We start from the raw sequence: 16816 nt of genomic DNA on the forward strand, positions 1-16816 counted from the left end.
AAGATGGCCAAGGCGTTCGGGTTCGTCGGGTACGGCGGGCCGGAGACTCAGGAGTTCCTGGACCGGCCGGTGCTGGAGCCGGGACCGGGCCGGTTGGCGATCACGGTCCGGGCGGCCGGGGTGAACCCGGTGGACTGGAAGATCCGCCGCGGGCTGCTGGGGCAGGACCGCGAGCTCCCGGCCGTCCTCGGCCAGGAGGCGGCGGGCGTGGTCGAGCGGATCGGCCCGGGGGTCACGGGATTCACGCCGGGCGACGAGGTGTTCGGGATCGCGGCGACGGGCGCCTTCGCCGAGCAGACGCTGCTGATCGCCGCCGCCAGCGCGGTCAAGCCGAAGGAGCTCGGCTTCGCGGAGGCGGCGACGCTGCCGGTGGCGGCCGCGACCGCCGACGACGGGATCCGGGACGTCGGCGTCGGCTCCGGGCAGATCCTGCTGATCCTCGGTGTCGCGGGCGGTGTCGGCAGTGCGGCCGCGCAGATCGCCCGCAGCCGGGGCATCCGGGTGGTCGGCACGGCGAGCGACGCCAACCGCGGGTACGTCGGCTCGCTGGGCGCCGTCCAGGTGCGCTACGGCGACGGCGTGGCCGAGCGGATCAGGGAGGCCGCGCCGGACGGGGTGGACGGCATCCTCGACCTGGTCGGCGGGGAGGACGTGCGGGCCGCCGCCGAGACGCTGGCCGACCGCTCGAAGCTGGTCTCCACCGTGGACCCGGCCACCGTCGCCGAGCTCGGCGGGCGCTACATCACCCGGTCCACCACCCCGGACACGCTCGCCGAGCTGGCGCGGCTGGTGGCCGCCGGCGAGCTGGACGTGCACATCACCGGGCGCCACCCGCTGGCCCACGCCGCAGAGGCGCTGTCCCTGGTCGAGTCCGGGCACGCGCGCGGCAAGGTGATCCTCGACATCGGCTGAGACGTCGGCCGGGACGTCGGCCGGGACGTCGGCCGGGACGTCGGCCGGGACTGCGGCCGGGACATCGCTCGAAACAGCCCGCCCGAGCACGCCTCGGGGTACGCACAACGGCCGGGCGTACCGGCCGGGCAGGGAGAAACGGCGAGATGAAGCAGGACAAGGTGACCACCGGCGGGCCCTGCTGGGTCGAGCACGGCAGCGCCGACCCGAAGGCGGCCACGCGGTTCTACGGTGAACTCTTCGGCTGGCTGGCGGAGACCGACGAGCGCCCGGAGGCCGGCGGCTACACCTTCATGAAGCTGGACGGTGCGTTCGCCGCCGCGGTGAGCCCGCTGTTCGGGGAGGGCCAGCCGACGGCGTGGAGCATCTCCTTCGCGGTCGCCGACGCGGACGCCACCGCCGACCGGATCACGGGGGCCGGCGGGAGCATCGTCGTCGCACCGATGGACGCGCTGGACTTCGGCCGGTTCGCGATCGCGGCCGACCCGTCGGGTGCGCTGTTCGGCCTCTGGCAGGCCGGCCGCCTGGTCGGTGCCGAGGTGCTCAACGCGCCCGGCGCGCTCGGCTGGGTGGAGCTGCTGACCCGCGATCCGGGGGGCGCCCTGGCCTTCTACCCGGCGGTGTTCGGCTGGACGGTCACGCCGTCCGACCAGTACCCCCAGTGGGGTCTGGCCGGGGCGGACTTCGGCGGCATGCTGACCATGGACGACCGCTTCCCGCCGCAGGTGCCGGCGCACTGGCTGCCGTACTTCGTCGTCGAGGACGTGGACGTGACGGCGGCCCGGGCCGGGAACCTCGGCGCGGACGTCCTGATGCCGCCGTCCTCGATGCCGGACGGTCCGCGGATCGCCGTCCTGCGCGATCCGGCGGGTGCGGCCTTCGGCATCTACCGGGCGCGCGCCGACGACTGACGCCGGCGCCAGGCGGCGGCCGCCGCGCCGGCCGTCACCAGGAGCGCGGTCAGCGGCACCACGTCCCCGACCCGGTCGTACCAGGTCAGCCCGGACGGCTCGGTCAGCGGCAGCCGCACGGTCAGCGTGCCGGTGCGGTCGGTGCCGAGCCGGGCGAGTTCCCGGCCCTGGGCGTCGAAGGCGGCGGAGACGCCGGTCAGCGAGGCCTGGACGGCCGGGCGCCCGGTCTCGGCGGCGCGGATCGCGGCCAGCGAGACGTGCTGCTCGGGCGCCCAGGTGCGCTGGAAGGTCGAGGTCGACGACTGGTACACCAGCACCCGGGCGCCGTCCCGGGCGGCCGTCCGGGACATGTCGGGGAAGGCCGACTCGAAGCAGATCAGCGCCCCGACGGGCAGCGGTGCACCGGTGCGGTCGGTGGCCGGGAGGACGTGGAACGCCGTCCCCGGTGCGCGGTTCTCGCCCGCCGCCCGGCTGACGCCGGCGATCCAGCCGAGCAGCGGGCGCAGCGGGATGTACTCGCCGAACGGCACCAGCCGGATCTTGCGGTAGCGGTCGACGGCTCCGGCGGGCGAGATCAGCACCGCGTCCTTGGAGATCCGGCCGTCGGCCTTGCGGGCGTCCTCCCCGGCCAGGATCTCGGCGCCGGTGGTGGCGGAGAGCCGGCGCAGCAGGGCCAGCGTCGCCGGGTCGCGCTCCAGGTCCGCGGTGGTGCTGGACTCGCCCCAGACGACCAGGTCGACGGGGCGGCCGCCGAGCCCGGCGGTGGCGGTGGCACTGGCGTCGAACCGGGCCTGCGGGTCCTCGACGATGCCGGGCTGGACGAGGGCGACGGTGGCGCTGCCGGTCCGGGCGGGCGCGTCCCGCAGCGCGAACAGCAGCGGCCCGGCGGCCAGGACGAGGACGGTGGCGAGCGCGGCGGCGGCGCGTGGCCGGCGCGCGGTCGCGGTCAGGAGGATCAGTACCCCGGTGTTGACGGCCACCACGGCCGCGCTGACCAGCCAGACGCCGCCGGCCGAGGCGAGCGCGAGGATCGCCGGGTGCTGCCACTGGGTGGCACCGAGCAGCGCCCACGGCCCGCCGAGGGCGTGCCAGGAGCGCGCGTACTCGGTGGTCAGCCAGACCGAGGGGACGACGACCAGGGCGAGCAGCGCCCGACGGGTGGTCAGCGGCGGGTGCAGCAGCAGCCAGACGGCCAGCCCCAGCGCGGCCTGCAGCGCGCCGAAGACGATCGCGAGCAGTGGCAGGGCCGGCCCGATGGACGGGATCAGCCAGTACATCGCGGTGAGGATGAACCCCGCGCCGAACCACCAGCCGCGTACCGCCGCCTCCCGACCCCCGGGGGCGCGCTGCATCAGCAGCAGCCCGGGGACGAGCCCGATCCAGGCCAGCGGGGCCTGCCCCGCCCCCGGGAAGGCGAGCACCGGCAGCGCCCCGGCGGCGAGCGCCGCCACCCGTGCGCGGTAGCGGTGGGCCCGGAGGTCACGGTCCAGGGGGCCGGCGGCCCCGAGGGCGGGCGGGAGCGGTGCGAGGCGGCGTGACATGCCCCGTATTGTCCGCCCGGCCGCCGTTCGGTGCCACGTCTGCGCACACGGTGTTGACGCCGGGGCGGGGCGGGCGGGGCCTCACGGCGACACGAGCCCGACCACGTCGGCGATCAATCGGGCCAGGAGATCGGCCGCGGAAAGCAGGCCCACGGCAATTCCGAGCCGCCCGCGGAGCTTCGATGACCTGGCCTGCTCGCCGCCGGAGGAACGAGAGGAACGGGGAGTGCGGGAGGAACGCGGAGTGCGGGAAATGCGGGAAGGCCGGCGGTCGCTGTTCGTCGTCATGGCTCGACCCTGGCCCGCCGGAATGTATCGATTACGGCCGGAGGCAAAGAAATACCGGACGGTACGGACCGGGACCGGGCGAGACGCGGCGGGTGTAACGTCTGACAGGGGTTTACATGAATACGGGGGTACAACGTGCACAACGGTGGACTGCTCGCGGATCTGGCCGGCCGGCTCCGCGAACTGCACCTGGACGCCGGTGAGCCGAGTACGCGCAGGATCGCCGAGCAGACCGGGGGCGCGGTCAGCCACAGCACCGTGCACCAGGCGCTGACGGGGCGGCGTCTGCCCAGGTGGGGGGCGCTGGAGCTGATCGTGGAGGCGCTCGGGGGAGCACCGGAGGAGTTCCGGGAGGGCTGGAAGGCCGCACGGGTACTGGAGAGCAGCCCGCCCGCCAGGCCGGGGCCGCTGCCGGCCGGGCAGGGCCGTCGGTACCGGCTGGCGAGCTGGCAGGACATCCACCGCGGCCGTGAGCTCGCCGCGGCCCGGATCGCCGAGGGACTGCTCGCCGAGGACCGTCACGCGGAGGCGGCGGAACTCCTGAAGAGGGAAATCGGTTCGCATCTCGGCAGTGGGCTGATGGGTCTCTATTTGCACTGTCTCGACCGACTCGACCTGGACGAATTCATGAATGTCCTGGTCGACGTCCGTGACGTGGAGATGGAGACGGCGGAGTCCGCAGAGACCGTCGCGCTGTACTGCGAGGCGTTCCTCGGCGATCGGGAGGCGGCCTGCCTGCACATGAAGAACGCCCTTTTGCGGGATCCCGGAAACGCATTCTATGCCGCGTCCGTGGGCGAGCACCTCGGTCGGCTCGGCCGCTTCGACGAGGCGCTCCCCTACCACCGGCGGGCGGCCGAACTCGGCCCGGACGACGACACCTGTGTCGGGGGGTACGTCAAGGGCCTCGTGCTGGCCGGCGAGTTCCCGGAGGCCGAGCGGGTGGGCCGGGCCGCGCACCCGCACGCCCGCCGGGCACCGTTCCTCGCGGTCGGCGAGGTCACGCACTGGCTCGGCCAGGCCCTCGCGCTCCAGGGCAAGTTCACCGAGGCGGAGGAGGTGCTCCGGCCGGCCGCGGAGGAGGTGGCGGCCGTCGGCCTCGTGCTGGCCCGGATCCTGGTCGCGGCGGGGCGGTACGACGAGGCGCTGGCCCTGTCGGACGTGCATGCCGCGGACGAGCGCTACGCCATGACCTTCCGGGTCGTCCGCCTGGAGATCCTGACGGCCGCGGGCCGCTCCGAGGAGGCTGCCCGGCTGACCGTCGACCTCGAAGCCGCGTGGCGGGAGGCCGAGGGCGAGGCGTGACAGCAGGGCCTGGCGGCAGGGGCGTGGCAGCAGGGGCGTGACGGCAGGCCTTTGCGGCAGGTGTGACGGACGCGGCCGCCGCGCCCGCGGGAGGCGGGGGCGGCGGCCGCGAGGGGCGGGGGGCGGTCAGCCCTCGTCGCCCTCCAAGTCCCCCTCGGTCTCCAGGAACGCGGCCTGGAGCTGCGCGATCAGCTCCGGGTCCGGCTGCTCCCACAGGCCGCGGCTCGCCGCCTCCAGGAGGCGCTCGCTGATGCCGTGCAGGGCCCAGGGGTTGGCGCCGGCCAGGAACTCGCGGTTGACCGGGTCGAGCACGTACTCCTGGGTGAGCTTCTCGTACATCCAGTCGGCGACCACGCCGGTCGTCGCGTCGTAGCCGAACAGGTAGTCGACGGTCGCCGCCATCTCGAAGGCGCCCTTGTAGCCGTGCCGGCGCATCGCCTCGATCCAGCGCGGGTTGACCACGCGGGCGCGGAAGACCCGGGCCGCCTCCTCGGTGAGGGTGCGGGTGCGGACGGTCTCCGGGCGGGTCGAGTCGCCGATGTAGGCGGTCGGGGCCTTGCCCGTGAGGGCGCGGACGGTGGCCACCATGCCGCCGTGGTACTGGAAGTAGTCGTCCGAGTCGGCGATGTCGTGCTCGCGGGTGTCGGTGTTCTTCGCGGCGACGGTGATCCGCTTGTACGCGGTCTCCATCTCCTCGCGGGCCGGCCGCCCGTCCAGTCCGCGCCCGTAGGCGTAGCCGCCCCACACCGTGTAGACCTCGGCGAGGTCGGCGTCGGTGCGCCAGTCGCGGCTGTCGATCAGCTGGAGCAGGCCGGCGCCGTAGGTGCCCGGGCGGGAGCCGAAGACCCGGACGGTGGCCTTGCGCTCGTCGCCGTGGACGGCGAGGTCGGCCTGGACGTGGGCGCGCACGTAGTTGTCGGCCTCGGCCTCCTCCTGGGCGGCGGCCAGCCGCACGGCGTCGTCCAGCAGGGCGACCACGTGCGGGAAGGCGTCCCGGAAGAAGCCGGAGATGCGCAGCGTGACGTCGATGCGCGGGCGGCCCAGCTCGGCCAGCGAGATCGGCTCCAGGCCGGTGACCCGGCGCGAGGCGTCGTCCCAGACCGGGCGGACGCCGAGCAGGGCGAAGGCCTCGGCGATGTCGTCACCGGCGGTGCGCATCGCGCTGGTGCCCCAGAGCGAGAGCCCGACCGAGGGCGGGTAGGCGCCGTCGTTGTCGGCGGTGTAGCGCTCGACCAGCGAGGCGGCGAGCGCCTGGCCGGTCTCCCAGGCGAGCTTGCTGGGCACCGCCTTCGGGTCGACGGAGTAGAAGTTGCGGCCGGTCGGCAGCACGTTGACCAGGCCGCGCAGCGGCGAGCCGGACGGCCCGGCCGGGACGAAGCCGCCCTGCAGGGCGTGCAGTACGGCGTCCAGCTCGTCGGTGGTGGCGGCCAGGCGCGGGACGACCTGGGCGGCGGCGAAGGCGAGCACCTCGGCGACGGCGGCCGGCTGCCCGGCGGCGACCTTCTCGACCGCCTCCGGCGCCCAGTCCTCGGCCTCCATGGCCTCGACCAGGGCGCGGGCCTGGGCCTCGGCGGCGTCGGTGGCGCCCAGGGTGAGGGCGGCCTCGTCCAGGCCCAGCGCCTCGCGCAGGCCGGGCAGGGCGCTGACGCCGCCCCAGATCTGCCGGGCGCGCAGGATGGCCAGCACGATGTTGACCCGGTCGGTGCCGGCCGGCGCCTGGCCGAGGACGTGCAGGCCGTCGCGGATCTGGGCGTCCTTGATCTCGCAGAGCCAGCCGTCGACGTGCAGCAGGAAGTCGTCGAAGCCGTCGTCCTCGGGGCGCTCGTCCAGGCCGAGGTCGTGGTCCAGCTTGGCGGCCTGGATCAGGGTCCAGATCTGGGCGCGGATGGCGGGCAGCTTGGCCGGGTCCATCGCGGCGATGTTGGAGTGCTCGTCGAGGAGCTGCTCCAGCCGTGCGATGTCGCCGTAGGAGTCGGCGCGGGCCATCGGCGGCACCAGGTGGTCGACCAGGGTGGCGTGGGCGCGGCGCTTGGCCTGGGTGCCCTCGCCCGGGTCGTTGACCAGGAACGGGTAGATCAGCGGCAGGTCGCCGAGGACGGCGTCCGGGCCGCACTCGGCGGAGAGCGCGGCGGTCTTGCCGGGCAGCCACTCCAGGTTGCCGTGCTTGCCGAGGTGGATCACCGCGTCGGCGCCGAAGCCGCCGTCCTCCTGGGCGGCCGCGATCCAGCGGTAGGCGGCCAGGTAGTGGTGCGACGGCGGGAGGTCGGGATCGTGGTAGATCGCGACCGGGTTCTCGCCGAAGCCGCGCGGCGGCTGGATCAGCACGAGGAGGTTCCCGGAGCGGATCGCGGCCAGCACGATGTCGCCGTCCGGGTTCTGCGAGCGGTCCACGTACAGCTCGCCGGGGGCCGGGCCCCAGTGCTCCTCGACGTTCGCGCGCAGCGCCGCGGGCAGCGTGGCGTACCAGCGGCGGTAGTCGGCGGCCGGGATGCGGACGGGGTTGCGGGCCAGCTGGTCCTCGGTGAGCCAGTCCTGGTCGTAGCCGCCGGCCGCGATCAGCGCGTGGATGAGCGCGTCGCCCTCGTGCAGGCCGTCCTCGACGGTGTCCAGGCCGGGCAGGTCGGTGCCGAGGTCCATGCCCTCCGCGCGCAGGCGCTCCAGCAGGCGCATCGCGCTGGCCGGGGTGTCCAGGCCGACGGCGTTGCCGACCCGGGCGTGCTTGGTCGGGTAGGCGGAGAGCACCAGGGCGAGCCGCCGCTCGGCGGCCGGGATGTGCCGGAGCCGGGCGTGCCGGACGGCGGTGCCGGCGACCCGGGCGGCGCGCTCGGGGTCGGCGGCGTAGACGGTGAGGCCGTCCTCGTCCAGCTCCTTGAAGGAGAAGGGGACGGAGATCAGCCGGCCGTCGAACTCGGGCACGGCGATCTGGGTGGCGGTGTCGAGCGGGGAGAGGCCGTCGTCGCTGGCCTCCCACTGGGCGCGCGACCAGGTCAGGCAGAGCGCCTGGAGGATCGGGCGGTCCAGCGCGGCCAGCGCGCCCGCGTCCCAGGCCTCCTCGTCGCCGCCGGCCTGCGCGTCGGCGGGCCGGGTGCCGCCGGCGGCGAGCACGGTGGTGACGAGGACATCGGCGGCACCGAGCTCGGCCAGCAGCTCCTGCTCGGCGCCGCGCAGCGAGGCGCAGTAGTAGGCCCTGGCCTGCGCGCCCTGGTCCTCGATCGCGCGGCAGAGGGTCTCCACGAAGGCGGTGTTCCCGCTCATGTGGTGGGCGCGGTAGTAGAGCACCGCGACGGTCGGGCCCTCGGTGGTCCGGGCCTCACGGACCAGCGGGCCCCAGGCGGGCGCGGAGGCCGGCGCGGCGAAGCCGTGGCCGGTGAGCAGCACCGTGTCGGAGAGGAACGCGGCCAGTTCGGCCAGGTTGGCCGCGCCGCCGTGCGCGAGGTAGGCGTGCGCCTCGGCGGCGATGCCGGCCGGGACGGTGGACAGCTCCATCAGCTGGGCGTCGGGCGCCTGCTCGCCGGTGAGCACGATGACCGGGCGGGGGCCGGCGAGCAGCGCGTCCAGGCCCTCCTGCCAGGCGCGGCGGCCGCCCAGCAGCCGGACGACGACGAGGTCGGTGCCCTCCAGCAGTGCGGGCAGCTCCTCGGGCGAGAGCCGGGCGGGGTTGCCGAGGCGGTAGCGCACCGGGCCCTCGGAGGCGCGGGCGCTGAGGAGGTCGGTGTCGGACGTGGACAGCAGCAGAATCATGCGAAGGCCCTCCCGGCCTTGTCGGTGGACAGGACCGCGAGTGCGGGCATGCGGCGGCGCATGGTTTCGAGCCTTCCTCGGGGTCCGCGCCCCGGGCGGTGGAGGACGGCAGGAGTTCCTGGCTCCCGCGGCCGACCGGAGCTCCGGTGAACCGCGGTCACAGTGGCGGGACCGCACCGGGCTTGCACCGGTTTCCTCCCCTGCGCCGTCGCTGGCGTGCGGACGGCCCGCGAGGGCCGCCCGGGCAGCATCGTACGGGGTGCGGCTGACCTGGGGGAGTGCCCCCGGTGGGGGAGCCGGGGCACGACCGGCGCGGAGCCGGGAGTGTGACGCGACGGACGGGGGCAACCCATCGGATCATCTGTATGCTCGCCGCCATGCCACCGACACCCGACGCCGCCGAGCCGGGCGCCGCCGTGCCCGACCGGGGCCGTGCGGACGTCTGTCCGGGGGCCCTTCGTCTGCACACGGCGGACGACGGCGCCCTGGCGCGGGTCCGGCTGCCCGGCGGGCTGCTGACGGGCCGTCAGGCGCTCGCACTGGCCGAGGCCGCCGAGGCCCTCGGGGACGGCCGGCTGGAGACCACCTCGCGCGGCAACGTCCAGCTGCGCGGCCTGGCTTCGGACTGCGGCCGGGAGCTGGCCGACCGGCTGCGCGCCGCCGGGCTGCTGCCCTCCGAGACGCACGAGCGGGTCCGCAACATCGTCGCCTCGCCCGGCCCCTCCGGCGGTCACGCCGACGTGCAGGCCTGGGCGCGCGAGCTGGACGCGGCGCTCTGCGCGAGCGGCTGGGCGGCCGGGCTCTCCGGCAAGTTCCTGTTCGCGCTGGACGACGGGCGGGGCGACGTCGCCGCGCTCGACGCCGATGTGACATTGATCGCAGGTTCGGCCCCGGGCCCGTCCGCGGGCCCCGCCGAGGGTGCGGAAGACGTGGCGGACACGGGTGCGGGCGCCGGCGGCACGGTACTGCTGCGGCTCGGCCGGGCCGCCACCGCGCGCGCCGTCCCCGCCGCCGGAGCCGTGCGGGCGGCGCTCGACGCGGCCCGCGAGTTCCTGGACGCGCTGCGGGCGAGCGGGCGGAAGGCCTGGCACCTGCGCGAGGTGCCCGGCCTGCTGCCGCCCGGTACCGCCCCGCTCCCCGCCCTGCCCGGTACACCCCCGCCGCTCGGCGCGCTGCCCGGCGGACTCTCCGTCGGCCTGCGCTTCGGCGTGGCCACCGCCGCGCAGTGGCGGACCCTGGCCGCGGCGTCGGCCGGTGAACTGCGCCTGACCCCCTGGCGCGGCGCCGTCCTGCCCGGGGCGCCCGCCGACCAACTGCCCGCGCTGGCCGCGGCCGGCTTCCGCACCGCGCCCGGCACCGCCTGGGACGGCGCGAGCGCCTGCACCGGGCTGCCCGGCTGCGCCAAGTCCCTGGCCGACGTCCGGACGGACGCGGCCCGCGCGCTGGAGCTCGCTCCGGCGGGCGGCCTGCGGGTGCACTGGTCCGGCTGCGAGCGGCGCTGCGGTCACCCGGCCGGCCCGTGGGTCGACGTGCTGGCGACCGGGCAGGGATACCGGGTGGCGGTGGAAGGCGCGCCGCGGGCGGAAGGCGCCCCGCCGGGGCAAGGCGTCTCCCGGGGGCAGGACGCCGTCGTGGATGTGACGAACGAGGAAATGGCCGAGGCGGTCGCCGAGGCACGGAGGACCACGAAGTGATCGAGTACGAGAAGGACGGCGCGTCCATCTACCGCCAGTCCTTTGCCACCATCCGGGCCGAGGCCGACCTCGCCGCCCTGCCCGCCGACGTCTCCCAGGTCGCGGTGCGGATGATCCACGCCTGCGGCATGACCGACCTGGTCGAGGACCTGGTCTACTCGCCCGGTGTGGTCGCGGCCGCCCGGGCGGCCCTGCACGCCGGGGCGCCGATCCTCTGCGACGTCAACATGGTCGCCAGCGGCGTCACCCGCAAGCGGCTGCCCGCCGACAACGAGGTGATCTGCACCCTCACCGACCCGTCGGTGCCCGAGCTGGCCCGGAGCACGGGGAACACCCGCAGCGCCGCCGCCATGGAGCTCTGGCTGCCCCGGCTGGAGGGTGCGGTGGTCGCCGTCGGAAACGCGCCGACCTCGCTGTTCCGGCTGCTGGAGCTGATCGAGGCGGGTGCGCCCCGCCCGGCCGCGGTGATCGGCGTCCCGGTCGGCTTCATCGGTGCCGCCGAGTCCAAGGAGGCCCTGGCCGTGCACCCGTCCGGCCTGGAGCACCTGGTGGTGCGGGGCCGGCGCGGCGGCAGCGCGATGGCCGCCGCCGCCATCAACGCGATTGCGAGTGAAGAAGAGTGACGGAGCAGCAGGCCGACCGTCCGGCCACCGACCTTCCCGCCGTCGGCCGGTTGTACGGCGTCGGGCTCGGCCCCGGTGACCCGTCCCTGGTCACCGTCCGCGCCGCCGAACTCATCGGCAAGGCCGACGTGGTGGCCTACCACAGCGCCCGGCACGGGCGCTCGATCGCCCGGTCCATCGCCGAGCGGTACCTGACCGGCGGCCAGGTCGAGGAGAAGCTGGTCTACCCGATCACGGTCGAGACCACCGACCACCCCGGCGGCTACCGGGGCGCGCTGGACGACTTCTACGAGGAGGCGGCCGCCCGGCTCGCCGCCCACCTGGACGCCGGCCGCGACGTCGTCGTGCTCGCCGAGGGGGACCCGTTCTTCTACGGCTCCTACCAGCACATGCACAAGCGGCTCGCGCACCGCTACCCGACCGAGGTCGTCCCCGGCGTGACGTCGATCAGCGCCGCCGCCGCCCGTCTCGGGCAGCCGCTCACCGAGGCCGAGGAGACGCTCACCGTCATCCCGGGCACGCTGCCCGAGGAGGAGCTGACGGCCCGGATCGCCTCCGCCGACTCCGCCGTGATCATGAAGCTGGGGCGGACCTTCCCCGCCGTCCGCAGCGCGCTGGAGCGGGCCGGCCGGCTCGCCGACGCCCAGTACGTCGAGCGGGCCTTCATGCCCGGCGAGCGGACCCTGCCGCTGGCCGAGGTGGACGCCGACACCGTCCCCTACTTCTCGGTGGCCGTCCTGCCGAGCAAGGTCGCGCCGCTGGAGCCGGCCGCCCCGGTGACCGACGGCCCGGGCAGCGTCACGGTGATCGGCACCGGCCCGGCCGGGCCGCTCTGGCTCACCCCGGAGGCCCGCGGCGCGCTCGCCGCCGCCACCGACCTGGTCGGCTACACCACCTACCTGGACCGGGTGCCCGTCCGCCCCGGACAGGAGCGGCACGGCTCCGACAACAAGGTGGAGTCCGAGCGCGCGGAGTTCGCCCTCGACCTGGCCCGCCGCGGCCACCGGGTCGCGGTCGTCTCCTCGGGCGACCCGGGCGTGTTCGCGATGGCCACCGCCGTCCTGGAGGTGGCCTGCGAGGACGCCTACCGCGACGTGCCCGTCCGGATCGTCCCCGGCATGACCGCCGCCCACGCGGCCGCCTCCCGGGCCGGCGCCCCGCTCGGCCACGACTACGCCGTCGTCTCGCTCTCCGACCGGCTCAAGCCCTGGGACGTGGTCGCCAAGCGCCTGCGCCTCGCCGCCGAGGCCGACCTCGTGCTCGCCCTCTACAACCCGGGCTCGCAGTCCCGCACCGTCCAGGTCGGCCTGGCCCGCGACCTCCTGCTGGAGTACCGCGCGCCGGAGACCCCGGTGGTGATGGCCCGCGATGTCGGCGGCCCCACCGAGCGCGTGCGCACCGTCCGCCTCGCCGAGCTCGACCCCGCCCAGGTCGACATGCGGACCATCCTGCTGATCGGCTCGTCGCAGACCCGCGCCGTCGAACGCGGCAACGACACCGAGGTGGTCTGGACGCCCCGGCGCTACCCGGAGGCGTGAGGCCCGGGCGTCCGTGAGCGGGGAGCCGGCGCGCCCGACTCCCCGCCCACGGTCGTCGCACAGGCCCACCCGGCCCACCCGGCCCGCCTGGTGCTTCCGGCCGTCCCGGTGGGCCCGCCGGGTGGGTCGTCGGGTGGGCCGGCGGGGGACAATGGCGGTCGTTTCGTCCGAGATCGGGTGCGGTTCCAGGGAGTGGTCGTGAGCGAGGTCGGTGGCCGGGCCGGGCAGCTGCGGAGCAGTGGGCTGCGACACGGGTGGACGACCGGCGCCTGTGCGACGGCGGCGACCAAGGCGGCGTACACGGCGCTGCTGACAGGTGAGTTCCCGGACCCGGTGGTGATCACGCTGCCGAAGGGCCAGCAGCCCGCCTTCGCGCTGGCTGCCGAGGAGTTGGCCGTCGAGGAGCCGGCCGTCGACGGGATGCCCGCCGTGGAGCCGGAAGCCGTCGAGCCGGGAGCTGCGCGGCCGGGAGCCTTGGAGCCGGGGGCTGCGCGGCCGGGAGCCTTGGAGCCGGGGGCTGCGCGGCCGGGCGTGCGGCCCACGGGTGCGCGGGCGATGGCCGCGGTGGTCAAGGACGCCGGTGACGATCCGGACGTGACGCACGGCGCGCTGATCCGCTCGACGGTGTGGGCGGGCGAGCCGGGCACCGGGGTGGTGTTCCGGGCCGGGCCGGGGGTCGGGACGGTCACCAAGGCCGGGCTGCCGCTCGGCGTCGGGGAGCCGGCCGTCAACCCGGTGCCGCGGCAGATGATCCGCGACGCGGTCGCCGAGGTGGCCGCCGCCTCCGGTGGCCGTGCGGACGTGGTCGTGGAGATCTCCGTCGACCACGGCGAGGAGATCGCCCGCTCCACCTGGAACCCCCGGCTGGGCATCCTCGGCGGCCTCTCCATCCTCGGGACGACGGGCATCGTCGTCCCCTACTCCTGCTCCGCCTGGATCGACTCGATCCGGCGCGGGATCGACGTGGCGCGGGCGGCGGGGCGGACCCACGTGGCGGGCTGCACCGGTTCGACCTCGGAGAAGGTCGCCGTCGCCGAGCACGGCCTGCCGGAGGACGCGCTGCTGGACATGGGCGATTTCGCCGGGGCGGTGCTCAAGTACCTCAAGCGCCACCCGGTGCCGCGGCTGACCGTCGCGGGCGGGTTCGCCAAGCTGTCCAAGCTCGCGGCCGGCCACCTGGACCTGCACTCGGCGCGCTCGCAGGTGGACAAGGGGTACCTGGCCGAGCTGGCGCGCCGGGGCGGCGCGGACGAGGCGCTCGCGCAGGCGGTGGCGGCGGCCAACACCGCGCTGGAGGCGATCCAGCTCTGCCGCGCGGCCGGCGTCCCGCTCGGTGACATGGTCGCCGAGGCGGCCCGTGCGACCGCGCTCGGCGTGCTGGTCGGCTCGCCGGTGGCGGTGGACGTCATCTGCATCGACCGGGCCGGCACCATCGTCGGCCGGGCGGAGCCGGCAGGCCCCTCGTCCGGTCCGCACTGAACCGGTGCCATGATGTGAAGATCTGACGATCATACGGGGTGAGAAACGGACAAAAGTGGTGACGTACCCCCTGTCGATTCTGGTGCTATCTCAGCCATGAGATATGGTCTGCCGAGTGACAGGCGACTACCTCACCCGTATCGGCACCCTCATCCGCACCGCACGTCAGCACCGTGGTTGGTCCCAGGCCCAGCTCGGCGAGGCGCTCGGCACCAGCCAGAGCGCGGTCAACCGCATCGAACAGGGCAAGCAGAACGTCAGCCTTGAGATGATCGCCCGCATCGGCGAAGCCCTCGACAGCGAGATCGTCTCCCTCGGCTACGCCGGCCCGATGCACCTGCGCGTCGCCGGCGGCACCCGCCTCTCCGGCGCGATCGACGTCCGCAGCAGCAAGAACGCCTGCGTGGCCATCCTCTGCGCCTCGCTGCTGACCACCGGCCGCACCACGATCCGCCAGGTCGCCCGGATCGAAGAGGTCTACCGCATCCTTGAGGTGCTCACCAGCATCGGCGTCAAGAGCCGCTGGACCAACGACGGCCGCGACCTCGAACTCACCCCGCCGGCCGAGCTCGACCTCGCCGCGATGGACGTCGAGGCCGCCCGCCGCACCCGCAGCGTGCTGATGTTCCTCGGCCCGCTGATGCACCGCGCCGACACCTTCGCCATCCCGTACGCCGGCGGCTGCGACCTCGGCACCCGCACCGTCCAGCCGCACCTCACCGCGCTGCGCCGCTTCGGCCTGGAGGTCGCCACCACCGCCGGCGCGTACCACGCCTCCGTGCAGCCCGGCACGCCGATGGACCGGCCGATCGTGCTGACCGAGCGCGGCGACACCGTCACCGAGAACGCCCTGCTCGCCGCCGCCCGGCACGACGGCGTCAGCGTCATCCGCAACGCCTCCCCCAACTACATGGTCCAGGACCTCTGCTTCTTCCTGGAGCAGCTGGGCGTGAAGATCGAGGGCATCGGCACCACCACCCTCACCGTGCACGGCGTCCCCGAGATCACCCGCGACGTCGACTACACCCCCGCCGAGGACCCGGTCGAGGCGATGAGCCTGCTCGCCGCGGCGGTCGTCACCTCCTCCGAGCTGACGATCCGCCGGGTGCCGATCGAGTTCCTGGAGATCGAGCTCGCGGTGCTGGAGGGGATGGGCCTCGACTACGACCGCACCCCCGAGTACCGGGCGGCCAACGGCCACACCCGGCTGGTCGACCTCACCGTGCGCCCCTCCAAGCTGACCGCGCCGGTCGACACCATCCACCCGATGCCGTTCCCCGGCATCAACATCGACAACGTGCCGTTCTTCGCCGCGATCGCCGCCGCCGCCCACGGCACCACGATGATCCACGACTGGGTCTACGACAACCGCGCCATCTACCTGACCGAACTCACCCGGCTCGGCGCGGACATCAAGCTCCTCGACCCGCACCGCGTGCTCGTCCAGGGCCCCACCCGCTGGCGCGCCGCCGAGATGGTCTGCCCGCCGGCCCTGCGCCCGGCCGTCGTCATCCTGCTCGCGATGCTCGCCGCCAAGGGCACCTCGGTGCTGCGCAACGTGTACGTCATCAACCGCGGCTACGAGGACCTCGCCGAGCGCCTCAACTCGATCGGCGCCCAGATCGAGACCTTCCGCGACATCTGACGGCCCGCCCGCCGCCGGCCGGCCTCACCCGTCGAGGCCGGCCGGCAGCGCGGCGACGCCCGGCCCGGCGGTCAGGTACTCCACGAACAGTCCATTGTTCAGCGCCCACGGCGAACGGCGCTCGCGGACCAGCCCGATCGCCCGGTCGACGTCGTGGCCCAGCTCGACCAGGGCCTGCGCGACGACGAGGCCGGAGCGGTTGTAGCCGGAGTGGCAGCGCACCAGCGTGGCGCGACCGCGGCGCACGGCCTCGGCCGTGTACGTCGCCGCCTCCTGGACGGCCAGCAGCTGCCCGGCGGACAGCGGCCCGTCGGGCACCTCGCGCACCAGGTGCTCCACCCCGGCCGCCGGGCCGTGCCCGGGTCGGCTGAACAGGCTCACCACCAGGTCGAACTGCCGCTCCACGACGACGGGTTCGAGCGCCTTGCTTGGCGGGGTGACGAAGTGCCCGCCCATCCAGAGCCCGGGGACGATCTCGTCCCACGCCCCCGTTGGCCCCGGGGTGTCGCGGTCCTTCCGGCGCGTCCGCATCGCTTGCTCCGCCGTCCTTCAGGGGCCCGGCTACTCCCCGGTCACGCCGTCGAGGTGCTCGCGCAGCAGGTCGGCGTGCCCGTTGTGGCGGGCGTACTCCTCGATCATGTGGGTGAGGATCCAGCGGAGCGAGAGCGCCTCCTCGCCGTGGTACCCCAGGACGTCCAACGACTCTGCGGCGGCGACGAGTTCCCTGGCGTGGTCGCACTCGCCGCGCCAGGCCGCGAACGCCTCCTCGGGGTCGGCGGTCTCCACGTCGAAGTCGGCGAGCCTGTCGTCGGGGCGCTTCCAGAAACCGGGCTTCGCCTCGTTGTTGAAGACGTTGCGGAACCAGCCGCGCTCCACCTCGGCGAGGTGGCGGACCAGCCCGAGCAGTGACAGTCCGGACGGCTGGAGGATGCGGCTGCGGAGCTGCTCGGTGGTGAGCCCCGCGCACTTCATGGCGAGCGTGTCGCGCTGGAAGTCGAGGAAACTGGCCAGGGTTTCGCGTTCGCCGGCGGTCTGCAGGGTCCGGGTGCGCTGATCGTCGTCCATCGCGCCATGATGGCAGCGCGGGAGCGGCGTGTCGCGGGGATTACGGCAGGGCCGACGGGGGCGGGCCTGCCCGG

At 74.8% G+C, this 16816-nt stretch carries 13 protein-coding genes and 1 riboswitch; of the genes, 8 read left to right on the forward strand and 5 right to left on the reverse strand.

The features are described 5' to 3' along the window. Window positions 1-3 precede the first annotated feature (3 nt). A complete protein-coding gene (locus tag OH807_RS34470; RefSeq protein WP_406207229.1) occupies window positions 4-912 on the forward strand; it encodes an NADP-dependent oxidoreductase in 909 nt (302 codons plus the stop codon). Between the two features lie 146 nt (window positions 913-1058). Then, the gene (locus OH807_RS34475; protein ID WP_406207232.1) at window positions 1059-1823 is read left to right on the forward strand and encodes a VOC family protein; all 765 of its coding nucleotides are present in this window, start codon (window positions 1059-1061) and stop codon (window positions 1821-1823) included. On the opposite strand, the gene lnt is transcribed toward OH807_RS34475, so the two are convergent. After that, the gene (lnt, locus tag OH807_RS34480) at window positions 1799-3364 is read right to left on the reverse strand and encodes an apolipoprotein N-acyltransferase (RefSeq protein ID WP_406207234.1); all 1566 of its coding nucleotides are present in this window, start codon (window positions 3362-3364) and stop codon (window positions 1799-1801) included. The genes OH807_RS34475 and lnt overlap by 25 nt on opposite strands. An 81-nt stretch (window positions 3365-3445) precedes the next feature. Next, window positions 3446-3652 (reverse strand): hypothetical protein, encoded by a 207-nt coding sequence (locus OH807_RS34485; RefSeq protein ID WP_406207237.1) that lies wholly within the window; start codon window positions 3650-3652, stop codon window positions 3446-3448. A 135-nt stretch (window positions 3653-3787) separates the two neighbouring features. Between OH807_RS34485 and OH807_RS34490 the strand changes: the two genes are divergently transcribed. Then, complete coding sequence (locus tag OH807_RS34490) at window positions 3788-4957, forward strand: hypothetical protein (RefSeq protein ID WP_406207239.1); 1170 nt, start codon at window positions 3788-3790, stop codon at window positions 4955-4957. A 126-nt stretch (window positions 4958-5083) separates the two neighbouring features. Here the strand turns inward: OH807_RS34490 and cobN are convergent, their stop codons facing one another. Then, entirely contained in the window at window positions 5084-8698 is a 3615-nt protein-coding gene (cobN, locus tag OH807_RS34495; RefSeq protein ID WP_406207242.1) for a cobaltochelatase subunit CobN, read from the reverse strand. Window positions 8699-8810: 112 nt separating this feature from the next. Next, a riboswitch (cobalamin riboswitch) is annotated at window positions 8811-8896 on the reverse strand. 179 nt (window positions 8897-9075) lie between these two features. Between cobN and OH807_RS34500 the strand changes: the two genes are divergently transcribed. The 5 genes from OH807_RS34500 (at window position 9076) to OH807_RS34520 (ending at window position 15677) form a co-directional block, all read left to right on the forward strand. Next, window positions 9076-10392 carry a cobalamin biosynthesis protein CobG gene (locus OH807_RS34500; protein ID WP_406207245.1) on the forward strand — a complete coding sequence of 439 codons (1317 nt, stop codon included), beginning with the start codon at window positions 9076-9078 and terminating at the stop codon, window positions 10390-10392. Continuing rightward, window positions 10389-11015, forward strand: a complete 627-nt coding sequence (locus OH807_RS34505; protein WP_406207247.1) for a precorrin-8X methylmutase — start codon at window positions 10389-10391, stop codon at window positions 11013-11015. The genes OH807_RS34500 and OH807_RS34505 overlap by 4 nt, the downstream gene beginning before the upstream one ends. Then, the gene (locus tag OH807_RS34510; protein WP_406207250.1) at window positions 11012-12553 is read left to right on the forward strand and encodes a precorrin-2 C(20)-methyltransferase; all 1542 of its coding nucleotides are present in this window, start codon (window positions 11012-11014) and stop codon (window positions 12551-12553) included. The genes OH807_RS34505 and OH807_RS34510 overlap by 4 nt, the downstream gene beginning before the upstream one ends. A gap of 198 nt (window positions 12554-12751) precedes the next feature. Further along, window positions 12752-14032 (forward strand): cobalt-precorrin-5B (C(1))-methyltransferase, encoded by a 1281-nt coding sequence (locus OH807_RS34515; protein WP_406207253.1) that lies wholly within the window; start codon window positions 12752-12754, stop codon window positions 14030-14032. A 115-nt stretch (window positions 14033-14147) separates the two neighbouring features. Next, window positions 14148-15677 carry a UDP-N-acetylglucosamine 1-carboxyvinyltransferase gene (locus tag OH807_RS34520; protein ID WP_406207256.1) on the forward strand — a complete coding sequence of 510 codons (1530 nt, stop codon included), beginning with the start codon at window positions 14148-14150 and terminating at the stop codon, window positions 15675-15677. A 24-nt stretch (window positions 15678-15701) separates the two neighbouring features. Here OH807_RS34520 and OH807_RS34525 read toward each other — a convergent pair whose 3' ends face one another. Together OH807_RS34525 and OH807_RS34530 are read right to left on the reverse strand one after the other, a co-directional pair. Beyond that, complete coding sequence (locus tag OH807_RS34525; protein ID WP_406207259.1) at window positions 15702-16208, reverse strand: protein phosphatase; 507 nt, start codon at window positions 16206-16208, stop codon at window positions 15702-15704. Window positions 16209-16238: 30 nt separating this feature from the next. Continuing rightward, a complete protein-coding gene (locus OH807_RS34530) occupies window positions 16239-16742 on the reverse strand; it encodes a DinB family protein (protein ID WP_406207262.1) in 504 nt (167 codons plus the stop codon). Window positions 16743-16816: the final 74 nt, after the last annotated feature.

Origin of the sequence: Kitasatospora sp. NBC_01560 (assembly GCF_045208415.1) — a bacterium.
Taxonomy (GTDB): Bacteria; Actinomycetota; Actinomycetes; order Streptomycetales; family Streptomycetaceae; genus Kitasatospora.